Source organism: Rhizobium hidalgonense (genome assembly GCF_002914525.1).
Classification (GTDB): Bacteria; Pseudomonadota; Alphaproteobacteria; order Rhizobiales; family Rhizobiaceae; genus Rhizobium; species Rhizobium hidalgonense.
This window is the reverse complement of record NZ_LODW01000104.1, coordinates 44,314-68,810: the sequence shown is the minus strand read 5'-3', so window position 1 is coordinate 68,810 and position 24,497 is coordinate 44,314. Positions and strand designations below refer to the sequence as shown.

Sequence of the window (24,497 nt, the reverse complement as noted above, 5' to 3'; positions counted from 1 at the left end):
GTGACTTTCTGCCTGCGTCAGACAGGGGGACCCGCAAGGGTAAAGTCGCATGAAGATCGTTCTGATCAATCCGCCGCATACCGCGATCGGCAGCCGTATTCCCGATGATCACCTTCCGCCGCTCGGCCTGCTCTCGGTCGGGGGGCCGCTGATCGACGACGGCCATAGTGTCAGCCTTATCGATGCCGAGTTCGGACCGATGGCGATGGCGGAGATTGTTAGTCGAGCGGTGGCGAGCCACCCCGATCTGGTGCTGATCGGCCATTCCGGCTCGACGTCGGCCCATCCCACCGCCAGAGTGATCGCAGAGGCTGTCAAGCGCAGCAATCCTGCAACCCGGATCGTCTATGGCGGCGTCTTTCCCACTTACCATTGGCGCGAGGTACTGGCCGAGACGAAGGCATTCGATATCCTCGTACGCGGCGAAGGCGAGGAATCGATGCGGCGCCTTGCCGATTGCCTGGCAACGGGCCGCCCGCTCGCAACCATTCCCGGCATTGCCTATCGGGACGCTCATGGTCAAATCCAGGCAACCCAGCCCGCGCAGGCGATCGCCGATCTCGATGCTTATCGCGTCGGTTGGGAACTGATCGACCATGCCGACTATAGCTATTGGGGCGGCAAACGCGCCGTCGTGATGCAGTTCTCCCGCGGCTGTCCGCATCTTTGCAACTATTGCGGCCAGCGCGGCTTCTGGACCCGCTGGCGTCACCGTTCGCCGGAGCTGTTTGCCCGCGAGATCGCCAGGCTCTATCGCGAACAAGGCGTCGAACTGATCAATCTTGCCGACGAGAACCCGACCTCGTCGCGCAAGGCCTGGCGGGCCTTCCTCGAGGCGATGATCGCTGAGAATGTGCCGGTGCAGATCGTCGGCTCGACGCGGGCGGATGATATCGTCCGTGATGCCGATATCCTGCATCTTTACCGCCAGGCCGGCGTCGTGCGCTGGCTTCTCGGCATGGAAAACACCGACGAGGCAACCTTGGCGCTGATCAGGAAGGGCGGGGCCAAGGCAACCGACCGGGAGGCAATCCGCCTCTTGCGCCAGCATGATATCCTCTCCATGGCGACCTGGGTCGTCGGCTTCGAGGAGGAGAAGCTGCGTGATCTCTGGCGCGGCTTCCGGCAATTGCTCTCCTATGATCCCGACCAGATCCAGGCACTTTACGTCACCCCGCATCGCTGGACGCCCTTTTTCCGTTTCGCCCGCGACCGGCAGGTGATCGAGACCGATATCCGCAAATGGGATTACAAGCATCAGGTCTTGAAGATGCGGCATCTGAACCCGGTCGTGCTGGTCGCCTGCGTCAAGCTCATCGAGGTTGCGGTCCAGGCGCGGCCGAAGGCGCTGATGCGTATCCTCTTCCATCGCGACCGCGAGCAGCGCCATTCCATGCGTTGGTATACTGAGATGGGCCGCCGCGTCTGGTTTCATGAGATCCTCGAGTTCCTTTTCCGTCGCCGCCACCTGAAGGATGGCCCGACGCTCGAGAATTTCTGGGGTGCGCCGCAGGATGCCGAGGAGGAGTCGATGCTGCGTCCGCAACGGCATATGAAAAGCCTCGACGCGGCGGAATAAAATAGACGCCTGATTTTCGGCGGACGCGGCAGGCGCGGGGTGTTAGAAGGCGGGTATGCTTTTCGAACGCCCCGACGATGATACGCTCTATGATGCCTTGATCGCGCGTAGCGCCGATTATGAGGGCCAGGCCTATGTCTGCGTCAAGACGACAGGCATCTTCTGCCGCCTGACCTGCCCGGCGCGCAAGCCGAAGCGCGAGAACACCCTGTTCTTCGAGACGATCGCCGCCTGCATGCATTCCGGTTTCCGCCCCTGCCAGCGCTGCCGGCCGCTGGAGCAGCCGGGCAGGGAGGCGATCGTCGACGCATTGCTCGCCGCGCTCGGCAGCGAGCTGGAGGTTCGCTGGACCGAGGATGAACTCATGCGCCGCGGTTATGATCCCTCGACCGTGCGCCGCGCCTTCAAGCGAGCGCTCGGCATGACCTTCCATGACATCGTCCGCTATGTCAGGCTCGGCGAAGCGGCCCGGCAGCTGGCGGACGGCGCGCGTGTCATCGATGCGCAGATCGATGCCGGATATGAATCCCCGAGCGGCTTCCGCACGGCATTCCAGCGGCTCGTCGGCAAGGCGCCGGCGCTTGCGCAGAACCGCGAACTGCTCTTTGCCGACTGGTTCGACACGCCGCTCGGGCCGATGATCGCGGTTGCCGACAAGACCCATCTGCATCTGCTCGAATTTCACGATCGCAAGGCGCTACTGAGCGAACTCGAAGCGCTGCAGAAGCGCGTCCGCTCCTCGGTCGCGATCGGCCGCACCGCGGCGATCGACCAGATCGAGGCGGAGATCCGCGATTATTTCGAGGGGCGGCTCACGGTTTTCAAAACGCCATTGGCGCTCGGCGGCACGCCGTTCGAAAAACATGTCTGGGCAAAGCTGATGGACATTCCGGGCCAGACGCGCGCCTATGGCGATCTTGCACGGGAGATGGAAAGGCCGGAAGTGGTACGCGCCGTCGGCCGCGCCAACGGCGCCAACCAGCTTGCCATCATCGTGCCCTGTCACCGTGTCCTCGGCGCCGATGGTTCTTTGACCGGTTACGGCGGCGGGCTCTGGCGCAAGCAATGGCTGCTGCGGCATGAAGAGAAGATCAGCATGCAAACAAGGATGGAGGAAACAGCATGAACCAGACTGAGATGGCCAAGGCATTCGCCGCGCTTCACCAGAAGGGCAACCCGATCGTCCTCTACAATATCTGGGATGCCGGCACGGCAAAGGCCGTTGCCGATGCCGGCGCCAAGGCGCTTGCGACGGGAAGTTGGTCGGTCGCCGCCGCCCATGGATTTGCCGATGGCGAGAAGCTGCCGATGTCGGTGCTGGTGGACACGGCGAAATCCATCACCGATGCTGTCGACCTGCCGCTCTCAGTCGATTTCGAAGGCGCCTATTCGGCCGAGCCCGAGGGAGCGGCCGCCAATGTCGCCAGGCTGGTGGAGGTCGGCGCCATCGGCATCAATTTCGAAGATCGGGTGGTCGCCGGCGAGGGGCTCTATTCCGTCGAGAGCCAGGCGGACCGCATCCGCGCCATTCGCGCCATGGCCGACGGCAAGGATATCCCCTTCTTCATCAACGCCCGCACCGATCTTTTTCTGGCCGAGAGCGATCTTTCCAAACATGCCGGCCTGGTGGACGAGGCGATCGAGCGGGGCAGGGCCTATGCGGCCGCCGGCGGCAACGGCTTCTTCGTGCCCGGCCTGATCGATCCCGCCTTGATCGAAAAGATCTGCGCGGCATCGACGCTGCCGGTCAATATCATGATGCGGGCAGGCGCCCCCGATGTGAAGACCCTGGCAAAGCTCGGCGTCGGCCGCATCAGTTATGGCCCGGGGCCTTACCGGTCGATGATGGAAAAGCTGAAACAGGAAGCGGCGGCGATCTACAGCCTCTGATCAGATTAGAGCGCCGCGCGACTTTCAAACCGCGCGGCGCGGCAACATTTTCAATTGCCGCCGCCTATTCAGGAACGGAAGCGCAGATTGCGCCGCGTCAGCTGGTCGACCGAAGTGCAGCCCATCAGCTTCATGTCGCGTTCGATCTCGGTGCGCATCGTCTCCAGCGCCCGCTCGACGCCGGGCTGTCCGGCGGCTGCAAGCGGGAAGAGATAGTAGCGGCCGAGGCCGACCGCCTTCGCCCCCAGCGACAGCGCCTTGAGAACATGCGTGCCCCGCTGCACGCCGCCATCCATCATTACGTCGATCCGGTCGCCGACGGCATCGACGATTTCGGCCAGCTGATCGAAAGCGCTACGCGAGCCGTCGAGCTGGCGGCCGCCGTGGTTGGACAGTACGATGCCGGTGCAGCCGATCTCGACCGCGCGCTTGGCGTCTTCGACCGACATGATGCCCTTCAGGCAGAATTGTCCGCCCCAGGCTTGCACCATGTCAGCCACGTCGCTCCACGACATCGAGGGGTCGAGCATTTCGGTGAAGTACCGGCTGATCGACAGCGCGCCGCCATCCATCTTCACGTGGTTTTCCAGCTGCGGCAGCCGGAAAGCCTCATGCGTCATCCAGTCGATCGCCCAGGACGGCTTGATCGCAAACTGCATCATGCCGGCGAGATTGAGCTTGAAGGGAATGGCAAATCCCGTCCGCTTGTCGCGCTCGCGGTTGCCGCCGGTGATGCTGTCGACCGTCAGCATCATCGCTTGCACGCCGGCATTCTTCGCTCGCGCCATCATCTCGTGGTTGAGACCGCGGTCCTTGTGGAAATAGAACTGATAGACCTGCGGCCCGGCGCTGATCTGGCGGGCTTCCTCCAGACTGATCGTGCCGAGCGAGGAAACGCCGAACATCGTGCCGTGTTTTCCCGCCGCCGCCGCGACCGCCCGCTCTCCCTGGTGGTGAAAAAGCCGCTGCAGCGCCGTCGGCGAGCAATAGACCGGCATTGCCAGCTTCTGCCCCATGACCGTCACCGACATGTCGACCTCGGCCACGCCCCTAAGAACGTCGGGCACCAGATCGCAAGCCTCGAAGGCCGCGCTATTGCGCCGATAGGTCACCTCGTCATCGGCCGCACCATCGATATAGTCGAAGATCGGCCCGGGAAGCCGCCGTTTGGCCATGCGCCGGAAATCGTGGAAATTATAGCAGTCTCTAAGGCGCATCTTTTTGCTCGACCCGTTTTGATTTCGGGCGGCAACCTAAAGCACGATTCCAAATCTTGCCAAGGCTTCATTGGGCGATTTCCGGCCCCCAAGAGGAGATATCGCATTCACGGACGCGATTCCGCCTAGCCGGCCGCGTGATGTGGGGGCCGACTGCCACCAGAAGCTTCAGAGGTGTTGACGCGCCGCAATCCTCGCCTTGGCACGATCATGTGCGGGAGCTTGATCGCCGAAGCCAGACCCAGCGTCGCCAGCAGCCGGATGAAATGCCAACCGAGGTCCAGTTGCCCCGGCTCGATGCCGAGCCGCGCCGATTCCGGAAAAGCATGATGGTTGCCATGGAAGCTCTCGCCGAACGTCACCAGCCCGAAACCCGGCAGATTATAACCCTGCACCGCTACATTATCGACACTCCAGCCCTGATGACCGGCCCGATGCGCGAAATGACCGACCAGCCAGTGTCCGGTCAGTGACACCGATATCCGTACGGCGATACCCCAGACTACCCATGGCAGGCCGCCGAGGATGAAGAGCAGGAGTCCCAAGGGAAGCTGCTGCGCCATCCATGTCGCCTCGAGGAAACGATAGAAGCGGTCGCGCCGCTCACGCGCATCGAGGACGAAGCGTGGCGGATGGTCGAGCTCCACGACGCAATGCATCTGCCAGAAGGCGTCGATGAGGAAAGACCGCCGATGGGCATAGAGGTCATGGCAGTTCTGCTGCCGTTGCGCCCAGTCGCGAATGTCGTGGGCGTAGATCATGCCGAAGGGACCGGCCATGCCGACCAGCGTACCGAGATAAACGAGGAAACGCTCGATCCAGAGAGGCGTACCGAAGGAGCGGTGGATCAGAAGCCGGTGCATGCCGACCGAATGACCGAGGCAGATGGTGATGGCGGTCGAGAGGATAAAGACGGCAAAGGCGCTCCAGGTGAAGGTCAGTGGCCCGCCAATAATGGCAATCAGGGTCATGGCGGTGATCCAGATCGACTTTACGGGCATCCAGACCACTTTGCCCTTCACTGAATCGCTGCGGTTATCGATCATCCGCTCGGTGGAAATACTGCTCATGACAAGCTCCTTCCGATTGGGCGCTTTCTCCACTTGAACATCGCCCGCCAATTCATTAATTAAGCAATTATCTAATTACTTTGCATGAATGAAATTAATTAAGCAATACATTAATTGCTTAATTAATCGCCGATCGACGCGGTGATGCCGCAAGCATGGAGACTGGACTTGGAAGATAAGACTTTCGATGACACTGCAGAAGGCAGCTCTGTCAGCGCCGCCCAGCGCGTATTCCACGCGCTTTCCAGTGCACCACGGCGGAAGATCCTCGCCTATCTCTCGGCATCGGGCCTGACCGCTGGCGAGATCGCCGACCGCTTCAGCATGTCCAAGCCCGCTGTTTCGCAGCATCTGTCCATCCTCGAAACTGCCGGGCTGATCAGACGCGAGAAACAGGGCCAGTTCGTTCACTATTCTCTGATCGAGAACAATCTCGTCAACACGCTGAACGGCTTTGTACAGGAGGTCTGCCCGGTCGGCCGGCCGATCAAGAAGGAAAGCCAGGCGCGCGCCCGCGTGAAGGAGGCGCCTTGAACTTCCAGACGGATCCTCTGCCGGCGTGGTCGCCGGATGGTGGATCGCGAGAAAAGGGGAAGCATTTGGAGAGGGCGCCTGCGCCCGATGGAAAAGCCCAGGACGCGGCGATTTAGAGCCTGCGTCGATTGCGAGTCCGCCCATCCGCTAGGGCGAGGAAGATGCGCCCCTCGTTCCGGTGAAGGGCGCAGCCCTTAATCAGGGAACGATCAGCGTTCCGATGCCGTGCTCGGTGAAGATCTCGAGCAGGACGGAATGGGCGGTCTTGCCGTTTAGGATCACGACGCCTTGGACGCCGGCCTTGATCGCGTCGATGCAGGTCTCGACCTTCGGGATCATGCCGCCGGAGATCGTGCCGTCGGCGATCAGCGCATGCGCTTCGGCGACGGAAAGCTCCTTGATCAGCTGGCCGTTCTTGTCGAGCACCCCTGCCACATCGGTCAGGAACAGCAGGCGGGTGGCGTTCAGCGCGCCGGCAATGGCGCCGGCGAAGGTGTCGGCATTGATATTATAGGTGGCGCCGTCGCGGCCGGGTGCGACCGGCGCGATCACCGGGATCATCTCGGAACGGGCGAGCAGATCGAGCAACGTCCGGTCGACCTCGACCACTTCGCCGACGAAGCCGAGATCGAGCACGCGCTCGATATTGGAATCGGGATCCTTGACGGTCCTGCGCGCCTTTTCGGCGAAGACCATGTTGCCGTCCTTGCCGCAAAGGCCGATCGCCCATTCGCCGGTCTGGTTGATCAGCGCGACGATCTCCTTGTTGATCGACCCGGCCAGCACCATCTCGACGATCTCGACCGTCTTCTGGTCGGTGACGCGCAGCCCGCCCTCGAATTTCGATTCGATGCCCATCTTGTTCAGCATGGCGCCGATCTGCGGGCCGCCGCCGTGAACGACGATCGGGTTGACGCCCGATTGCTTCAACAGCGCGATGTCGCTGGCAAAGGCCTTGCCGAGCTCGGGGTTGCCCATGGCGTGGCCGCCATATTTCACGACGATCGTCTTGTTCTCGTAACGCTGCATGAAGGGCAGCGCCTTGGCCAGAAGCCGTGCCTGCAGTTCGCTTTCGGACTCGTTCATGGGGACCCCGCAGAATTGTTCGCGGCCTTTTATCGCAAGTTTCCGACAGAGGGAATAATCCAGAGGGCAATAGTTTTTCGTATGTGGCACGGAACCGGCGAACTTCAGCCTCCTCGGGCAGGGCAGCATGACATGACGAACAGCAGGCAAGGCGATGAGATCAAGGACCTGATCGGCCGCGTCGCGCTCGGCGACCGCACGGCCTTCACGGCCCTCTACAACCAGACCGGACCGAAACTTTTTGCGATCTGCCTGCGTATCTTGAGGGATCGCACCGAGGCCGAGGAAACCCTGCAGGAAGTCTATATCAGCATCTGGCAAAGGGCTGGAAGTTTCCAGGCAGCCACGGGTTCGTCCTCGGCCTGGCTCTCGGCAATTGCCCGCAACCGGTCGATCGATGCACTGCGAGCGCGCAAGCCTGTCGCCGACGAAATCGACAGCGCCTACGATCTTGCCGATGCAGCGCCCGACCCGGAAATGCAGACGGTCACAAAGGATGAAGGAAGGCGGATTGACACCTGCATGGAAGAGTTGGAAGCTGATCGTGCGGTCGCGGTGAAACGGGCTTATGTCGAAGGGCTGAGCTATCAGGAACTGGCCGATCAGTTTGGTGTCCCGCTGAACACGATGCGGACCTGGCTCAGGCGCAGCCTCTTGAAACTGAGAGAGTGCATGGAACGATGACATCGCCCGACAAAAGCAAGGGAGACCGCTCCCGCGACGAGGTTCTCGCCGGCGAATATGTGCTTGGCGTCCTGTCGCTGCAGGATCGCCGGGTGGTGGAAGAGCGCATGCGCCACGATCGGCCGTTTGCGGCGATCGTCAGCCGCTGGGAAACCAACCTTTCCGCCTTCAATGACGATTATGAGACCGCCGCCCCAAGCCGGGAAACCTTCAAGCAGATCGAGGCGCGGCTTTTCGGCGATGCCGGAAAATCCCCATCCTTTTCGCAAGGGCTGTGGAATTCGGCGGGTTTCTGGCGCTCGCTGAGCTTTGCCTGCATCGTCGTCGCCGTCAGCGCCGTGATCTTCGCCTCCGGCGTGGTGCCGCAGCCGCAGGGGCCGACACCGCTGGTCGCCTCGCTTTCCGGCCAGAACAACGCCATCAATCTTGTCGCCTCCTACGAACTGCAAAGCGGCCGGCTGAAGATCGTGCCGGTCGCCGCCGGCAAGCCGGAGGAGAAGTCGCTGGAACTTTGGCTGGTGCCGGGCAGCGGCGCGCCGAAATCGCTCGGCGTCTTCCAGCCGGGTGAAAGTGGTGAACTCGTCATTCCCGCCGATCTGCGCAAGAATCTCTCCGATGGCGCAACGCTTGCCGTCAGCCTCGAGCCCTTCGGTGGTTCGCCGACCGGCCAGGCGACCGGTCCGGTGATCGCAAGCGGCCCGTTACGTCGGCCATAATGGGGCGCCGGCCATAAGGGGCGCCGGCATGATCGGGCGCCGGCCGTAAAATCATTTTCTCCTGTCTGAAACTCTTTGGCGCAGGCCTCCGTAGTTCGAAATGTCCGGACGACGCTCAGGCATAAGGCCCGCGGAGGCTGTCCGGCCAGAGGAGAAAATCATGATCAAGTCCGTATTGCGCGGCTTCGCGCTCGCCACTGCCCTGTCCGCCGTCGCCTTTGCTGCCGCCAAGAACCCGATCGTCGGCGGTGCGGCGATGTTCGACAGCAAGAACATCATCGAAAATGCCGTCAATTCCAAGGATCACACGACGCTGGTCGCCGCCGTCAAGGCAGCCGGCCTGGTCGGCACACTCGAGAGCAAGGGCCCCTTCACCGTGTTTGCGCCGACCAACGAAGCTTTCGCCGCCCTGCCGAAGGGCACCGTCGACACGCTGCTGAAACCGGAAAACAAGGCGACGCTCACCAAGGTTCTGACCTGCCATGTCGTGGCCGCCGATGCGATGGCCAAGACCGTTGCCAAGATGATCAAGGATGACGGTGGCGAGCACGACATCAAGACCGTCGGCGGCTGCGTGCTGAAAGCCAGGGAAAGCAAGGGCAAGATCACCCTGACCGACGAAAACGGCGGCGTCTCCCATGTGACGATCGCCGACGTCAAGCAATCGAACGGCGTCATCCACGTCGTCGACAAGGTGCTGCTGCCGAAGATGTAAATCTATCCGTATCGGCGCCCCTTCTATTTCCAGTGGGCGATGCCGACGGTTTCAGCGATTGCCTGGCGCAATTCATCCATCCCGTCGCCCTTTTCAGACGAAGTGGACAGCACGCCGGGATAGGCGGCCGGGCGCTTGCGGATCTTTTCCGCGGTCTCCGCAAGCAGCTTCGGCACGGCGGGCGCCTTGATCTTGTCGGTCTTGGTCAACACGATCTGATAAGAGACGGCCGCCTTGTCGAGCAGATCAAGCACGTCATCGTCGTTCTTCTTGATGCCGTGACGGCTGTCGATCAGCACATAGACGCGCTTCAGCGTCGCGCGGCCGCGCAGATAATCGAAGACGAGCTTAGTCCAATTGTCCACAAGCTCCTTCGGGGCCTGCGCATAACCATAGCCCGGCATGTCGACGATCGCCATCGGCGGCAGGTCTTGGCCTTCGCCGGAATAGCCGTCCGGAACGAAGTAATTGAGTTCTTGCGTGCGCCCCGGCGTGTTCGACGTGCGCGCCAGACCCTTCTGGCCGACCAGCGCATTGATCAGCGACGACTTGCCGACATTAGAACGTCCGGCGAAGGCCACCTCAAGCGGCCCTTCCGGCGGCAGGAAGTTGAGCGACGGGACGCCGCGGATGAAGATCCATGGGTGGCCGAAGAGTGGCTTTTCGGTTTCAGGCATGCGGGGCTCAGCGATCTCCGAGGTCGGTCTTTGTCGGACTTCGTGGTTTTGTGGGCGGATGTCAAGCTTCGAGGCGGTTTACGGAGCCAGCCAAAAAGAAAAGCCCCGCCGGAGCGGGGCTATTATAAGCATCATTTCGATGGCGCCGTCTTTCGTCGGAACAGGCCCTTCAGATTGTCGAACAGCTCGACCTTGACGCCGTGGCGCTTCATGATCACCGACTGCTGGATCACCGAGAGCGTGTTGTTCCAGGCCCAGTAGATGACCAGGCCGGCCGGGAAGCTTGCCAGCATGAACATGAACACCAGCGGCATCCAGGTGAAGATCATCGCCTGGGTCGGATCGGGCGGCGTCGGGTTCATGCGCATCTGCAGGAACATGGTGATGCCCATGATCAGCGGCCAGACGCCGAGATGCAGCAGCGTCGGCGCTTCGAACGGCAGCAGGCCGAACAGATTGACGATCGACGTCGGATCGGGGGCCGAAAGGTCCTTGATCCAGCCGAAGAACGGCGCATGTCGCATTTCGATGGTGATGTAGATCACCTTGTAGAGCGAGAAGAAGATCGGGATCTGCAGTGCCACCGGCCAACAGCCGGCGATCGGATTGATCTTCTCTTCCTTGTAGAGCTGCATCGTTGCCTGCTGCAGCCCCATGCGGTCGTCGGCGAATTTCGCCTTCAGTTCCTCCATCTTCGGCTGCATGCGCTTCATGTTCGCCATCGAAGCGTACTGCTTGCTGGCGAGCGGGAAGAACAGCGCCTTGACGACGATGGTCGTGCACAGGATCGCCACGCCGAAATTGCCGAAGTAGCGGAAGAAGAAGTCCATCAGCTTGAACATCGGCTTGGTGATGAAATAGAACCAGCCCCAGTCGATCAGCCGGTCGAACTTTGGGATCGAATAGCTGGTCTCATAGCCGTCGATGACGGGCACTTCCTTGGCGCCGGCGAAGACGAGGTTCTTGAGCTCGATCGATTGGCCGGGCGCCACGGTGAAGGCGTCGTCCTTGTAGTCGGCCTGATAGCGCGGCTGGCCGTCGGCAAAATGCGAGAAGCGTGCTTCATAGGCTGACGTCTGCGGCGGAATGATCGTCGCGGCCCAGTATTTGTCGGTAATGCCAAGCCAGCCGCCGGTGGATTTCGGCGGCATGACGGCTTCCTTCTCGGCGGCGGTATATTTGGTTTCGACGAGACCGTCATCGCCGATGACGCCGATGAAACCTTCATGCAGCACGTAGACGGAGGGCGTCGTCGGCTTGTTGTAACGCGTCACACGGCCGTAGGAAGACAGTGATACGGGAGCCTGGCCGGTGTTTTCGATCTTGTCGGCGACGGTGAACATGTAGCGTTCGTCGACGGAAATCGTCCGGGTGAAGGTCAGGCCCTTGTCGTTGGTGTAGGAAAGCGTCACCGGCGTCTTGTCGGTGAGCTTGGCGCCCTCGGGCGCCGTCCAGAGCGTCGAGGCGCCGGGCACGTTGCCCGTCGCGTCGCTGCCGATATAGCCGAGTTCGGTGAAATAACCGTCCTTGGTTTCCGCCGGGCTGAACAGGGTGATGGTTGGGCTCGAATCGTCGACGGTCTCGTGATAGCCCTTGAGCTTCAGATCGTCGAGCCGGGCGCCGGCGAGGTTGATCGAGCCGGAAAGCGCAGGCGTATCGATGACGACGCGCGGGTTCTTTGCGAGCGCCTGATCGAGCGTCGCCGTGGCGACGGCCTGACCGGAAGGGGCGGTGCCAGTCGTCGGGGCGGGCGCTGTGCCGTCGGCTGCGGGCTGCTGCACCTGTTCGGTCTTCTGCTGCGCCTTCTGGGCTTCCTGCGCCTTGCGCTGAGCCTCGATGCGCGGATTCATATAGAGAAACTGCCAGCCGAGGACGATCAGCACCGAGAGAGCGATCGCAATGAAGTAATTGCGGTTTTTTTCCATCATACGTTCCTGGGGCGTCCGTCTCCGGAGCGCCGGGGTTTCGGCCTGGTTTCCACGCGAAATTTCAGCTCCGCGGCCAATTCTTTGAAGGACGCCTCAAGCACGTCCCTGCGCGCGACAACCACATAGTCGTGTCCGGGCTGCATTGCAAACCCCGCATGAAGCCGCACCGCCTCTTTGAGGCGGCGGCGCATGCGGTTGCGTTCGACCGCGTTGCCATGTTTTTTGGTGACTGTGAAACCGACGCGGGCTTGGCTGTCGGGTTCCTTCCGGTCAAGGACTTCGAGAAGGAAGAGGCCGCCGCGGCGTTTTTCGCCTTCGCGCACGGCAAGAAACTGCGGGCGACTTTTCAGCCGCCCGACAGTGTGTTTCTGGTCTTTGGTCGTCAATTCGCCCGCCATCTCTTCTCGGGCAACCCGGCCTTAAGCCGAAAGACGCTTGCGGCCCTGCGCGCGGCGGCCGGCGATGACCTTGCGGCCACCCTTGGTGGACATGCGCGCACGGAAGCCGTGGCGACGCTTGCGAACAAGCTTGGATGGTTGGTAGGTACGCTTCATTTATTTAAACACCGCGGAGTGCGGCCCTTCTTGAATTTGCATAATGCAAGGAGCGTTGTTTTTCGAACGGGCGGGCCATGAAAGGCTGAGTGACCGGACGTGCGGCGGCTTATAAGGACGATGCCGGTGAAAGTCAATTATACCGGATAATTTCACTTTGCTTCGCCGGCTTGGTAAGTATTTTCGCATTCTGGTGTTAATAAATTCAGTCTGCGCTGACTGGTTGTGTTTGTCGGTTGCTGCAGCTCGATGGCCCGGTTTTTCAGGGGGTTCCGCGTCCCGGCCGACATCGACGCCGATCATTTTACCCAGCCATAATCGTAAATATTGGCAATCTAACTTTAATAAATTTCGCCGATATTCCCACCATCGGCTGGGAGTTTGCTTTCCAGGCATCGGCGTAGTTCAGGAGAGAGTGCATTGAAGATCCGCGGCAAAATTAATCTGCTGGTATGCGTGATGGGCTCCGTCGCGCTGCTGATCGGCGCAACGGCATTGTCGGCCATGCACGAATATAGTCGCAACCTGACGGCCTATGAGCAGGCTGCCGCCCGCGCCTATGCCGGCGAACGCCTCAACCGTTTCGTCACCGCGGTCGTTATGGAATCGCGCGGCATCTATGCCGCAAAAACGATCAAGGATACGCCGAACTTCGCCAAGGGCCTGCTGGCCGGCCTCGACGAAATCGACAAGGTCATCGCGGGCTGGGCGCCGCTCGTCCCCGAGGACGAGAAGGCCGATTTTGCCAAGCTGGTCGCCCGCGCCGCCGAATTCCGCACCTTCCGCGCGGAAACGGCCCGTCTCGGCACCGAGGTCGGCCCCGAGGCCGCCAGCGCGCAGGGCAACAATGATGCCAACCGCGCCAACCGCAAGGCGTTCCAGGCTGAGATCGACGCGGTCGTCGCCACCGACAAGGCAGCGCTGGAGACCGTCAACGCCGATATCGAGAGCTTCCGCTCCTGGGTGCTGGTGCTCGTGCTCAGCATCACCGGCATCGGAATCGCGGCCGGCATCGGCATGGGCTTCTATATCGGTACCAGCCATCTGAGCCGCCCGATCAAGCGCGTCACCCATGCGATCAAGGAGGTCGCCGACGGTAATTTCGACGCCGAGGTTCCCTTCGCCGGGCGCCGGGACGAAATCGGCGAGATGGCCGCCGCGGTTGCGGTCTTCAAGGAGAACGGCCTTGCCGTCAAGCGCCTGAACGCCCAGGAAGTGGCGATGCGCGCCAAGAGCGACGACCTGCAGTCGAGCATGTCGGTCGTCGTCGCTGCAGCTGCGGCCGGCGATTTCAGCCACCGCATCGGCAAGGACTATGAGGACGAGAACCTCAACCAGTTCGCCGGCAACATCAACACGCTGCTTTCGAGCGTCGATGCCGGCATCGGCGAGACCCGCCGCGTCATCGCCAGCCTTGCCGAAGGCGATCTCACCCAGACGATGCGCGGCAGCTTCCAGGGCGCCTTCGCCGAGCTGCAGCAGAACGTCAACAATACTTTCGTCACCCTGCAGGCGACGATGCGCGAAGTGCGCGAGACGACGGAAGCGATGAACGGCAACACCGCCGAGCTGCGCAATGCCAGCGATGACCTGTCGAAGCGCACCGAGCAGCAGGCGGCCGCCCTCGAACAGACCTCGGCGGCCCTCGATCAAATCACCGCCGTCGTCCAGAACTCCACCGAACGGGCGCACGAAGCCACCATCATGGTCTCCGAAGCCAAGGATAAGTCTGGCGCTTCGGGTGTCGTCGTCGGCAATGCCGTCGAGGCCATGGGACGCATCGAGCAGGCGTCGCGCGAAATCAGCCAGATCATCAACGTCATCGACGAGATCGCTTTCCAAACCAACCTGTTGGCGCTGAATGCCGGCGTCGAAGCGGCCCGTGCCGGCGAGGCCGGAAAGGGCTTTGCGGTGGTGGCACAGGAAGTGCGCGAACTCGCCCAGCGTTCGGCAAAGGCCGCCAAGGACATCAAGGCGCTGATCACCAAGTCGGGCAACGAGGTGCAGGTCGGCGTCAAGCTGGTGCAAGCGACCGGTGAGGCGTTGGCCGAAATCGGCACCCGCGTCATCGCCATCAACGACCACATCCATTCGATCGCGACCGCCGCGACCGAACAGTCGACCGGCCTCAAGGAAGTCAACACCGCCGTCAACCAGATGGATCAGGTGACCCAGCAGAACGCCGCGATGGTGGAAGAGACCTCCGCCGCCACCCACAGGCTTTCGGCCGAAGCCAGCGGGCTGGTGCATCTCATTTCCCGCTTCAAGCTGTCGGATGATGCGCCGAGGCCTGTGGCCCTTGTCCGCAACGAGCCGCAAAGGCCGGTCGCCTCGCCCGCCCGCCGGGCGATCGCCAAGGTCGCCCGCGCCTTCGGTGGCGGCAACGCGCCCGCCGCCGAACAGAGCTGGGAAGAGTTCTAAGCTCTGCTGATCACGCGCCATTTAACGCCGCCTCCGGGCGGCGTTTTCTTGTGGCGACGTGACGCTGCTCGCAAAGATTTGAAAGCGGAGCCTTTTGGTCTAATATAGAGCTCCAACGGTGAGGGCGGCCGAAGCGCTGCCGATCGGGCGAGACGAGAATGCCGGTACAAGATCAGGGCGACAATCCTTCGGCGGATATTCCCGCGGCCGGCGAGGTCGCAAGGGTGCGGTGCCCGTCAGCGGGCATGTTCGGCGGATTGTCGGGCAAGCTGCTCTGGCTCACCGTCATCTTTATCATGCTCGCCGAAATCCTGATCTTCTTTCCCTCGGTCGCCAGCATGCGCATACGCTGGCTGGAGGAGAGGCTGAACACGGCCGCTGCCGCGGCCATCGTCATCGATGGGCTGCAGCCGGTCGAGCTGCCGCGCGCGCTGCAGAAGGAGACGCTGGAGGCGACTGGCACCAAGGCGATCGTGCTGCGCAAGGACGGCACCTCGCGGCTCTTGGCGACGACCGATATGCCGACCTCCGTCGATGAAGCCTATGATCTCACCGACGTGCCGCCGGCAACGGCGATCCGCGATGCGCTGGATACCTTGATCTTCGGCGGCAGCAGGATGATCCGCGTCTACGGCCCCGTTGGCGACACCAATACCGGCGTCGAGGTGGTGATGAAGGATAGGCAGCTGCGCACCGCGATGTTTGCCTATTCCCGCAACGTCCTGCTGCTGTCGGTGCTGATCTCGCTCTTCACCGCGACGCTGATCTTCTTTGCGATCAACCGCATCCTGATCGGCCCGATCCGCCGGCTGACCGGCAGCATGCAGCAGTTCTCCTCCGACCCCGAAAATCCCGCCCATATTTATATCGGCGACGGCGGCCGCGACGAACTGGCGGTGGCTGGCCGCAACCTTACCTCGATGCAGATGGAGCTGCAGAAGACGCTGAAGCAGCAGAAGAACCTCGCCGCTCTCGGCCTTGCCGTCTCCAAGATCAATCACGACATGCGCAATATCCTGGCCTCGGCGCAGCTGATGTCTGACCGGCTGGTCGATGTCGACGACCCGATGGTGAAAAGCTTTGCCCCGAAGCTGTTGCGCACCATTGACCGCGCCGTCGGTTATACCACCGAGGTGCTATCCTACGGCAAGGCGAGCGAATCGGCCCCGCGCCGCCGCCACATCCTGCTTCTTGAGCTCATCCAGGACGTCAAGGACATACTGGCGATCGATCCGCAAAGCGGCATCGAATTCACCGAGCAGATCGGCGCCGATCTCAAGGTCGATGCCGATGGCGAGCAGTTGTTCCGGGTCATCCACAATCTCTGCCGCAACGCGCTGCAGGCGCTGACCGCGCCGGGCGAAGGAGCCCCTGGGGCAGTCAGGCGCATCACCGTCGCCGCCCAGCGCGTCGGCAGCGTCGTCAGCATCACCGTGGATGATACCGGCCCCGGCATGCCTTTGAAGGCGCGCCAGAACCTCTTTGCCGCCTTCCGCGGCTCCGCCCGCTCCGGCGGCACCGGCCTCGGCCTGACGATCGCCCGCGAGCTGGTGCTCGCCCATGGCGGGACCATCGCACTGGTGGAAAAACCGACGGTCGGCACCCTATTCCGCATCGAGATCCCCGATCGCCCGGTTTCGCTGGAGGATTACCGCAGTCGGACGCACGTCGAAAAGTGACGGAATTTCCCAAGCACGCTGACGCAAATTTTGAAACGCGCGATTTTTTCAGAAATGCTCTTGCATTGTCCTGAAGGACGCTTTAGAGGATCGCCCACGCAAGCGGCACCGCCGCAGTTGCACGCACCCGTAGCTCAGCTGGATAGAGCACCAGACTACGAATCTGGGGGTCAGGAGTTCGAATCTCTTCGGGTGCGCCATTCTTTTCAATCACTTAGCATCAGCGTAATTTTAGCAAGCCGGATGCCTGGCTAACTCTGGGCTAACATCATTCGCGCGATAGTGATGATCCGGCCTGTGGCATACCCCGGCATGCTCGCGCCATCTAAGAAGTTAAAGCTCCGCCCTGTCCTCGTGGAGAACCCCTTTCATTCCCGCGCCCATCCGTCCGATACGACGAACCCTCGCGACGTCGTCGCGATGATGAACGTCCGCGAAAGTGCCATCACGACAATGGCGGCGAGAGGTGTTCTCGATTCTGCCCAGGTGGCCGCCGCGACGCGCTTCCGGGTATTATGGGAGGCCATGGACGGCAAGGGAACCGGCGCCATCGATTACGGCCGGGAACGCGTTGACGGCGGCAAGGCCCGCGACCAGATCACGCGGGTCCGTAGACGACCTTCATCATCAGCTTGACCCACCCCCCGGTAGCAGGCGAAGCGCTCCACCGAACTTACGGTAACATACTTCCAATCACCCTTCTGCGAACGTACAATCCAACCTGCTCGGGCCGGACCCCTACACTCAGAGGGCGATCCCTCGGCGTGGACATTCTTTCGAGGGACATTCCGACTACCGAAATATTGTATTTGTCATCACACATATGGCTGCCGGCTCCCGAGCTATCGTAAAGGGAGGAAGCTATGCGTGTAGAGTATCGAGACGATGCAGAACGTCCTAACGACGAAGTCACTCTCAGCCGGCGTAGCGTCCTGCTCGGAGGCAGTGCGCTAGCGGCCGCCACAGTCGCCTTCGCGACCAGGCCCGCGGTCCAGAACGCCTCGGCCCAGGCGGCAGGAGGAGGCAAGCCGAACATCCTCGTCATCTTCGGTGACGACATCGGCTACTGGAATGTCAGTGCCTACAACCGAGGCATGATGGGCTACCGCACGCCCAACATCGATCGCATCGCCAGGGAAGGCGCAATCTTCACCGATCTCTATGCGCAGCAGTCCTGCACCGCGGGTCGCGCTGCCTTCATCACCGGGCAGAGCTGCTTCCGCACGGGGCTGCTCAAGGTCGGCCTGCCGGCGGCGAAAGAGGGATTATCCGAGAAAGATCCAACCCTCGCCGACTTGCTCAAGCCGCAGGGTTACGCCACCGGCCAGTTCGGCAAGAACCATGTCGGCGACCGCAACGAATTCCTTCCGACGGTGCATGGCTTCGATGAATTCTTCGGCAACCTCTACCATCTCAACGCGGAGGAGGAGCCGGAGAACGTCGACTACCCGAAGAACCAGGAGTTCCACGCGAAATACGGACCGCGCGGCGTGCTCAAGTGCGTTGCCAGCGAGACTGACGACGCCACCGAGGATCCGCGCTTCGGTCGTGTGGGCAAGCAGAAGATCGAGGATACCGGCCCGCTGACCAAGAAGCGCATGGAGACGGTCGACGAGGAGTTCCTCGCTGCGGCGATGGCTTTCATCGACAAAAATGCCAAGGCCGATAAGCCGTTCTTCTGCTGGTTCAATTCGACGCGCATGCACATCCACACCCACCTCAAGCCGGAATCGGAGGGTAAGACCGGCCTTGGTATCGAGGCCGACGGCATGGTCGAGCACGATGGCATGGTCGGCCGGCTCTTGAAGCAGCTCGACGACCTCGGTATCGCCGACAACACCGTCGTACTGTGGACCACGGACAACGGCGCTGAGGAGTTCTCCTGGCCCGACGGCGGCACGACGCCGTTCCGCGGCGAGAAGAACGCAAACTGGGAGGGCGGTTATCGGGCGCCGGGGGCGATCCGCTGGCCTGGTGTCGTCAAGCCGGGCACCGAGATCAATGAGCTCGTCTCACACGAGGATTGGGTGCCGACTTTTGTGGCGGCAGCCGGCGAGCCGGACATCGCCCGGAAGCTGCTGACCGGATATGACGCGGCCGGCAAGACCTTCAAGGTTCATCTTGATGGCTACGACCAGCGCACCCTGCTGGCCGGCGCCGGGCCCGGTGCACGCAAGGAATATTTCTTCTGGACCGATGACGGAAATCTCGCTGCTTTGCGCTACGACCGTTGGAAGGTGGTGTTCCTGGAGCAGCGAGCACACGGGATGGATGTCTGGCAGGACCCACTTGTGCCGCTCCGGCTGCCCAAGATTTTCGACCTCCGCGCCGATCCCTTCGAGAAGGCCGACATCAACTCCGGCGAGTACGAGCGGTGGCGTTTGGATCGCACGTATCTGCTCGTTCCTGCGCAGGCGCTCGTGGCCGATCATTTGAAAACATATATCGACTTCCCGCCGAGGCAAAAACCGGGCAGCTTCTCGCTCGACCAGGTGCTTGCAAAGCTGCAGGAGGGGGGGCAGAAGTGAGCGTATTCGTTGCGATTGTGACGGTATGGTGAGACGATCCGTCCGGATGGAAGAACCAGGGTGAGGTGACGCATGAAGGTATCGCGCCGACCGACTCCCAGTCAAACGCACCTGCAGACCAGCGCTCGCGACCAGATCTGGATCGACGGGGGCGGGTTCCTCATGGGCTCGGATCAACATTATCCTGAGGAAGCCCCCGTCCATCCGGTGAAGGTCGATGGCTTCTGGATCGATGTTGCGCCGGTGACAAACCGCCAGTTTGCCGAGTTCGTGGAGGCGACTGGCTATGTGACATTGGCTGAAAAGGCTTCCAATCCGGAGGATTACCCCGGCGCGCCGCCCGAGATGCTGAAGCCGGGGTCGGTGGTCTTCGACCCGCCAAAGCGGGTCTCCGGCAGCGGTCCGCCTCAATGGTGGAAGTTCAGGTTCGGTGCGAATTGGCGCAGACCCTATGGCGGCTTGAGCAACCTGCGTGGCAAGCTCGACCATCCGGTCGTCCAGGTCGCCTTCGCGGACGCCATGGCCTACGCACTATGGAGGGGTAAGGACCTGCCGACGGAGGCGGAATGGGAATTTGCCGCCAAGGGCGGCCTCGAAGGCAAGGAGTTTGCCTGGGGAGACGAGTTCATCCCGGACGGCCGTTTCATGGGCAATACGTGGCACGGCCTGTTTCCGACCGAAGATCTCAAACCCGATAGTTTCGAACGCACCTCGCCCGTCGGCAGCTTCCCGCCGAATGGCTACGGGCTTTACGACATGATCGGTAATGTCTGGGAGTGGACGAGCGACTACTGGACGACGCGGCATCCAGCTCCGGCCGAAATGAGCTGCTGCATCCCCGTCAATCCCCGAGCCGGTTCTGCCGAGGCAAGCCGCGATCCCGGACAGCCTGACATCAGGATTGCAAGGCGCGTCCTGAAAGGCGGGTCGCATCTTTGCGCCCCGAATTATTGCCGCCGCTATCGGCCTGCGGCTCGCCATGCGCAGGAGGAGAACTCGGCAACAACTCATATCGGCTTTCGCTGCGTCCGCCGCCATTATGCGTGAGATCTTGTAGGTGACGGCAATGCTTCACCTTTGGAGTAGATTTCGACATGATCGCTTTTAAAGGGCCGGCAGCAATCCGTATCGGAATGCGATATACGCGATCTCTTGCCCTCGAGGTGGCGGCCACCGCCACGCTCTGTCCATTGTTCGCCCTCCCGGCTGCGATTGCGGCCGATGCGGCAATCTCGCAGCTTGCCTCCTGGAACGATCGCGAGGCAAAGTCGGCGATCATCGCGTTTGTCGAGCGCGTCACGAACGAAAGCGGACCCGATTTCGTCGCCGTGCAGGACCGGATCGCCGTCTTCGACAATGACGGCACGCTCTGGTCGGAACGATGATCGATAAGCGTCGCAGCGAGGAAAAACATAGGGGGAAATGATGAAACCTTGCCTTCTTCTAGCTTTTGTATCTGCTTCCAGCGTCTTTTTGGCCAATCACGTTACGGCCGCAGATATCAATTCGCCGATGATTCCCGAGGTCCGCGAAACCACCACCAAGACGGCTGGACGTTTTCCTTCGCGTCTTACTTCTGGGCAGCGGGGCTTTCGGGAGACGTCGCGCAGTTTGGATTGCCCGAGACCCATGTCGACACCAGCTTCGGCGATATCTTCGACCATCTCGATTTCGGCGCGATGGCCGTCGGGGAAGCTCGTTATGGACCATACAGCATCTTCGCCGACGTGATGTATACGAAGATTTCGGGTCAGGGTGGCACGCCCAGAGGCATTCTCGCCGACGATGTCGAACTCACGTCCGAGACCTTCGCGGGCTTTGTCGGAGCCGGCTACACCATCTACGAGGACCAGGCTGCGCGCCTCGATGTCGCAGCCGGCCTGCGCGTCTGGTCCGTCGAGAGCGAACTCTCCTTCAGCGGCGGCATTCTCCACGGGATTTCGAGAACCGATGACGCGACCTGGGTAGACGGGCTAGCAGGCCTTCGCGGCACCTATTCGTTGACGCCTCAAGTCTATTTGGCCGGATGGGGTTTTGTCGGTGCCGGCGGCGCGGACTTCGACTGGGATGTCGCCGCGGCAATCGGCTACCGCTTCAACGACAGCGTATCTGCCGTTGCTGGGTATCGCGCTCTCGGCGTGGACTACAACAACGATGGATTTGTGTTCGACATCGTTCAGCTGGGGCCGGTTCTCGGGCTTGTCGTGCATTTTTAACTGCTGCGCCCCGAGATCATCGGATCAGTGCGCGGTTCGGCTTCACCCTCTGCGACAGTCTTCAGGGCAATCCAAACGCTTCCGGGGATGCGGGACGGTCTCGCCTTTCGAGTAGCCGGACGCACGCTGATAATTCCCCAAGTATCGAATTCCACCTCCCTCAAGTGCTGCAACGCGGTCAGCGAGCGGCCGGATCTGCCAACGCATGAAGACAAACGCTTACCTTGTCGTCCAAGCCGACAATCTGACCAACGAACAATTCTCCCCCCTTGTCTGGGATCTAGGAAGAGCTTTGTCAGAGGTTATGACGCTTGAAGGGGAAATTATGGTGAATTGGTCTGGTTCAGTGGAAAGCGGCAACCGGTTCACACAGTGCCTCGTGTTCAAGAATGCAAGCGGATGAAAAGTTTGCCGCGACGGTCGCTCCAGTAACTGCCCAAGGCAGCGACCCGAGAAACTATTGAGCGGTCGGGTAGTCTCTCTCAAAGTCTTCCCTTTCTTCCTTCCCGAGCGCGGATGAGTAATAGCCACTGCAAATCAGATATGAGCACTCATCCGGGTCGCCCATTTCCCAACCCGGCAGGCAGGTTACCACGCGCTGAAATTTTGCGTTGCAAAGGCCGTGGTTTGCCAGGAGCCTCGGCTCGTTTCCGAAATACGCGCTTATGGCTTTCTGGCGAGTCCATGCAGGAACGGCTTTCCAATCCGCGGCGCCACCCTCATCGCTTACATTGGCGATCGCACAGAGCGACCAATTGGAAATCACAACCGGCTGATCGCAGGGAAAGGCCTGTACAGCGCTTCCCAGCAGTATCGAAACCAATGCCAACAGCCGCTGGCCATAGACCATCGCGCCCTTCTTCCTCATGCCGACCTTTCGCATCTTGGCCTCCACCGCGTGCAATTACCTGTCGTCATTTGACGGGATCAGGTAATCTCAAAACCGCTATAAGATTTTTTTCCTAGTTCATGAAATGTTCTTACGCTAGATTGCTCGCCGTTGCAACCATGGAATGTTGAATGTCGAACAATATTGTGGGGATTGGCGATGTGGGCTCTTGGGCCGCCTGGCCCTACTCCTTGATCGGGATTCCCGCTTCGATCGCCGCTTCGATAAAGGCCTGCCGTGCCTCTTCCCGGGTTCTTTTGCCCGACATTACATCCGCGCAAACCGCACACGCCCGATCCAGGGCCGGACCCTCGTCCGTCGGCCAGTCTTCGATCAACGCCCATGTTGCGGCCTGGGTCGTCTGGATGACCACCCACTGATCCGGGCCTTCAAGAGCGAGCGTCACCGGCTTCTTCCAAATGGTTTGCATGATCTCAGGACCTCCGCTGCGTGCTCTGTGCCGCCTGCTCACATAGGGCAATTTGCCCGGCGTGGCGAGGGACGGCGTGGACGAGATGCTTTCTCGTATTTTGCTGGCGGATCGTCGGCGCGCTGGCCATCGAATATGCGTCCGTCGAACGCTTGTCTTCCCCTGTAAGGCGCAACCGAAAAACCTGACATCGAACAATCACCTCCCTTGCGCGTTAGCCCAACTACGTCAAACGCGCAATCCGGATGGCTTTTATGACTCGCTCTTCGATTATCGCAATTGGGGCGTCGGCCGGAGGTGTTGGTGCTTTGCACGAACTCGCCGCAGCCCTTCCCGCGACATTGCCTGTGCCGGTTCTGGTCGTCCTGCACATCGGCGCACATCGAAGCGAACTGCCGGCGATCCTGTCTGCAGCAGGGCCGGTTCCGGCAAAACACGCCGAGGATGGTGAAAACATCCAATCGGGCTGCATCTATCTGGCGCCGCCGGATCGTCACATGATCGTCGTCGACGGACAGCTGCGTCTTTTGAGAAGTCCGAAGGAAAACTGTGCCAGGCCGGCAATCGACCCCCTGTTCCGGAGTGTCGCAGAACACTATGGGCCAGCCGCAATCGGCGTTATACTGACCGGCAGGCTGAATGACGGAACATTGGGCCTGTACGAGATCAAGCGACGAGGGGGCGTCGCGATCGCGCAGGATCCGGACGACGCACCTTATTCCCAGATGCCGGAAAGCGCGGCCGAACATGTCGAACTGGACTATTGCCTGCCACTGGCGGCCATGCCCGGATGTTTGTTGAAGCTGATCGAGGGAAAGACAGGAAAGGAAGTGCCGATGGCTGAAACTTCTTCTCTACTCGATCATGAGCAGGAGCCTGAGATCGTCGCCGGCCGAACATTCGATCGGCCGTTGACGGTCACTTGCCCGGAATGCGGCGGCGCGCTGAAGAAGTTCGAACGGGGATCCATCCTCAAGTTCGGCTGCCACATCGGCCATAGTTACACCTCGGAGGTCATGGCTGCAGCGCAGTTCGAAGAAATGGAAAAGGTCATGCGCGCGGCCGTAAGGTTCCTCAACGAGCGGGCTGAATTCTGCCTTCAGATGGCCGAGTACACGCATGCGCCCCATCCCGATATTTCCGCGCAGTGGCACGCCGCCAGCAGGCAGGCGCTGGATCGTGCATACAAACTCCGCGACCTCGTCGAGCAGGATTGGCTGACGCCGGAATCCTCGGCAGAGCCCCCCATTGCCGCCCGCGCACATGGCAAAGCCGGCTGAAATGCTTCCGGTCAGCAATGGCTCACCAATACCGCTGCGATTGCCCGCTCGAGGTCGCCAAAATCGTAGGGCTTATGCAGGGTGACATCATCACGATAGCCATCTCGGAAGCCCTCGGCACCGTAACCGGTGGCAAAGACGAACGGGATATGTCGCTCGCGCAGGATATCTGCGACGGGGAACGACTGGCTCCCCGCAAGATTGACGTCGAGTATTGCGAAGTGAAGGTCGGCTTGCCGCGCAAATTCCAGTGCGTCGTGAATGCGAAATGCAGGACCGACGACCTCATGCCCCATTTCGATCAGCAAGTCTTCGAGCATCATCGCGACCAGGACTTCATCCTCGACGACGAGAATCCGCAACGCTCCTCGTTTGGTCATGTGTGGCGCCTACCCATCGCCGTC

Annotated in this window: 24 protein-coding genes, 1 tRNA gene and 1 pseudogene; 16 read left to right on the top strand and 10 right to left on the bottom strand. The window is 61.2% G+C overall.

Going from position 1 to position 24,497, the window contains the following annotated elements; genetic code table 11:
* Positions 1-49 precede the first annotated feature (49 nt).
* The 3 genes from bchE to ATY29_RS30380 are packed head-to-tail and all read left to right on the top strand — an operon-like array spanning position 50 to position 3,469.
* Entirely contained in the window at positions 50-1,579 is a 1,530-nt protein-coding gene (gene bchE, locus ATY29_RS30390; RefSeq protein ID WP_097533648.1) for a magnesium-protoporphyrin IX monomethyl ester anaerobic oxidative cyclase, read from the top strand.
* Positions 1,580-1,634: 55 nt separating this feature from the next.
* Positions 1,635-2,705, top strand: a complete 1,071-nt coding sequence (locus tag ATY29_RS30385) for a bifunctional transcriptional activator/DNA repair enzyme AdaA (RefSeq protein WP_097533647.1) — start codon at positions 1,635-1,637, stop codon at positions 2,703-2,705.
* Positions 2,702-3,469 (top strand): isocitrate lyase/PEP mutase family protein, encoded by a 768-nt coding sequence (locus tag ATY29_RS30380; RefSeq protein WP_003570753.1) that lies wholly within the window; start codon positions 2,702-2,704, stop codon positions 3,467-3,469. The genes ATY29_RS30385 and ATY29_RS30380 overlap by 4 nt, the downstream gene beginning before the upstream one ends.
* Positions 3,470-3,537: 68 nt before the next feature.
* Here the strand turns inward: ATY29_RS30380 and ATY29_RS30375 are convergent, their stop codons facing one another.
* The gene (locus ATY29_RS30375; protein WP_097533646.1) at positions 3,538-4,686 is read right to left on the bottom strand and encodes an alpha-hydroxy acid oxidase; all 1,149 of its coding nucleotides are present in this window, start codon (positions 4,684-4,686) and stop codon (positions 3,538-3,540) included.
* A gap of 125 nt (positions 4,687-4,811) precedes the next feature.
* Entirely contained in the window at positions 4,812-5,756 is a 945-nt protein-coding gene (locus ATY29_RS30370) for an acyl-CoA desaturase (RefSeq protein WP_097533645.1), read from the bottom strand.
* Positions 5,757-5,924: 168 nt separating this feature from the next.
* On the opposite strand from ATY29_RS30370, the gene ATY29_RS30365 reads away from it, so the two are divergent.
* Positions 5,925-6,290 (top strand): metalloregulator ArsR/SmtB family transcription factor, encoded by a 366-nt coding sequence (locus ATY29_RS30365; protein ID WP_097533644.1) that lies wholly within the window; start codon positions 5,925-5,927, stop codon positions 6,288-6,290.
* A 198-nt stretch (positions 6,291-6,488) separates the two neighbouring features.
* Here the strand turns inward: ATY29_RS30365 and argB are convergent, their stop codons facing one another.
* Entirely contained in the window at positions 6,489-7,376 is an 888-nt protein-coding gene (gene argB / locus ATY29_RS30360) for an acetylglutamate kinase (RefSeq protein WP_097533643.1), read from the bottom strand.
* Between the two features lie 132 nt (positions 7,377-7,508).
* Here argB and ATY29_RS30355 point away from each other — a divergent pair, with 132 nt between their 5' ends.
* The 3 genes from ATY29_RS30355 (at position 7,509) to ATY29_RS30345 (ending at position 9,491) form a co-directional block, all read left to right on the top strand.
* Positions 7,509-8,060, top strand: coding sequence for a sigma-70 family RNA polymerase sigma factor (locus ATY29_RS30355; RefSeq protein ID WP_003570748.1), 552 nt, complete (start codon positions 7,509-7,511; stop codon positions 8,058-8,060).
* Positions 8,057-8,776, top strand: coding sequence for an anti-sigma factor (locus tag ATY29_RS30350; RefSeq protein WP_025415223.1), 720 nt, complete (start codon positions 8,057-8,059; stop codon positions 8,774-8,776). Before ATY29_RS30355 ends, ATY29_RS30350 begins: the two co-directional genes overlap by 4 nt.
* Before the next feature lie 160 nt (positions 8,777-8,936).
* Positions 8,937-9,491, top strand: coding sequence for a fasciclin domain-containing protein (locus tag ATY29_RS30345; RefSeq protein WP_025415224.1), 555 nt, complete (start codon positions 8,937-8,939; stop codon positions 9,489-9,491).
* 23 nt (positions 9,492-9,514) lie between these two features.
* Here the strand turns inward: ATY29_RS30345 and yihA are convergent, their stop codons facing one another.
* The 4 genes from yihA to rpmH form a co-directional block, all read right to left on the bottom strand.
* Complete coding sequence (yihA, locus tag ATY29_RS30340; protein WP_003570745.1) at positions 9,515-10,168, bottom strand: ribosome biogenesis GTP-binding protein YihA/YsxC; 654 nt, start codon at positions 10,166-10,168, stop codon at positions 9,515-9,517.
* Between the two features lie 131 nt (positions 10,169-10,299).
* Positions 10,300-12,093: a membrane protein insertase YidC gene (yidC, locus tag ATY29_RS30335; protein WP_003570743.1), complete on the bottom strand. Its 1,794-nt coding sequence runs from the start codon at positions 12,091-12,093 to the stop codon at positions 10,300-10,302.
* On the bottom strand, positions 12,093-12,494 hold the full coding sequence (gene rnpA, locus ATY29_RS30330) for a ribonuclease P protein component (protein WP_003570741.1): 402 nt from the start codon (positions 12,492-12,494) through the stop codon (positions 12,093-12,095). The genes yidC and rnpA overlap by 1 nt, the downstream gene beginning before the upstream one ends.
* Before the next feature lie 21 nt (positions 12,495-12,515).
* Positions 12,516-12,650 (bottom strand): 50S ribosomal protein L34, encoded by a 135-nt coding sequence (rpmH, locus tag ATY29_RS30325; RefSeq protein ID WP_003570740.1) that lies wholly within the window; start codon positions 12,648-12,650, stop codon positions 12,516-12,518.
* 420 nt (positions 12,651-13,070) lie between these two features.
* Between rpmH and ATY29_RS30320 the strand changes: the two genes are divergently transcribed.
* The 8 genes and pseudogenes from ATY29_RS30320 (at position 13,071) to ATY29_RS30285 (ending at position 21,494) form a co-directional block, all read left to right on the top strand.
* Positions 13,071-15,071 carry a methyl-accepting chemotaxis protein gene (locus tag ATY29_RS30320; RefSeq protein ID WP_097533642.1) on the top strand — a complete coding sequence of 667 codons (2,001 nt, stop codon included), beginning with the start codon at positions 13,071-13,073 and terminating at the stop codon, positions 15,069-15,071.
* Between the two features lie 158 nt (positions 15,072-15,229).
* Positions 15,230-16,750, top strand: a complete 1,521-nt coding sequence (locus ATY29_RS30315) for an ATP-binding protein (protein WP_003570736.1) — start codon at positions 15,230-15,232, stop codon at positions 16,748-16,750.
* A gap of 123 nt (positions 16,751-16,873) precedes the next feature.
* A tRNA-Arg gene (locus tag ATY29_RS30310) sits at positions 16,874-16,950 on the top strand.
* 112 nt (positions 16,951-17,062) lie between these two features.
* Positions 17,063-17,386 carry a hypothetical protein gene (locus ATY29_RS30305; protein ID WP_173883801.1) on the top strand — a complete coding sequence of 108 codons (324 nt, stop codon included), beginning with the start codon at positions 17,063-17,065 and terminating at the stop codon, positions 17,384-17,386.
* Positions 17,387-17,613: 227 nt separating this feature from the next.
* Positions 17,614-19,278 carry an arylsulfatase gene (locus ATY29_RS30300; protein ID WP_003570735.1) on the top strand — a complete coding sequence of 555 codons (1,665 nt, stop codon included), beginning with the start codon at positions 17,614-17,616 and terminating at the stop codon, positions 19,276-19,278.
* 72 nt (positions 19,279-19,350) lie between these two features.
* Complete coding sequence (locus ATY29_RS30295; protein ID WP_097533641.1) at positions 19,351-20,325, top strand: formylglycine-generating enzyme family protein; 975 nt, start codon at positions 19,351-19,353, stop codon at positions 20,323-20,325.
* 47 nt (positions 20,326-20,372) lie between these two features.
* Entirely contained in the window at positions 20,373-20,663 is a 291-nt protein-coding gene (locus ATY29_RS38590) for a hypothetical protein (RefSeq protein WP_193550379.1), read from the top strand.
* A gap of 40 nt (positions 20,664-20,703) precedes the next feature.
* A pseudogene (locus ATY29_RS30285) lies at positions 20,704-21,494 on the top strand (hypothetical protein).
* A gap of 457 nt (positions 21,495-21,951) precedes the next feature.
* Here ATY29_RS30285 and ATY29_RS30275 read toward each other — a convergent pair.
* Both ATY29_RS30275 and ATY29_RS30270 read right to left on the bottom strand, forming a co-directional pair.
* Positions 21,952-22,377 carry a hypothetical protein gene (locus ATY29_RS30275; RefSeq protein WP_003570730.1) on the bottom strand — a complete coding sequence of 142 codons (426 nt, stop codon included), beginning with the start codon at positions 22,375-22,377 and terminating at the stop codon, positions 21,952-21,954.
* Between the two features lie 190 nt (positions 22,378-22,567).
* Positions 22,568-22,813, bottom strand: a complete 246-nt coding sequence (locus tag ATY29_RS30270) for a DUF982 domain-containing protein (RefSeq protein WP_003570728.1) — start codon at positions 22,811-22,813, stop codon at positions 22,568-22,570.
* A 245-nt stretch (positions 22,814-23,058) separates the two neighbouring features.
* On the opposite strand from ATY29_RS30270, the gene ATY29_RS30265 reads away from it, so the two are divergent.
* Positions 23,059-24,093, top strand: coding sequence for a chemotaxis protein CheB (locus tag ATY29_RS30265; RefSeq protein WP_097533640.1), 1,035 nt, complete (start codon positions 23,059-23,061; stop codon positions 24,091-24,093).
* Positions 24,094-24,104: 11 nt separating this feature from the next.
* Here the strand turns inward: ATY29_RS30265 and ATY29_RS30260 are convergent, their stop codons facing one another.
* Positions 24,105-24,473 (bottom strand): response regulator, encoded by a 369-nt coding sequence (locus ATY29_RS30260; RefSeq protein ID WP_003570724.1) that lies wholly within the window; start codon positions 24,471-24,473, stop codon positions 24,105-24,107.
* Between the last annotated feature and the right edge of the window lie 24 nt (positions 24,474-24,497).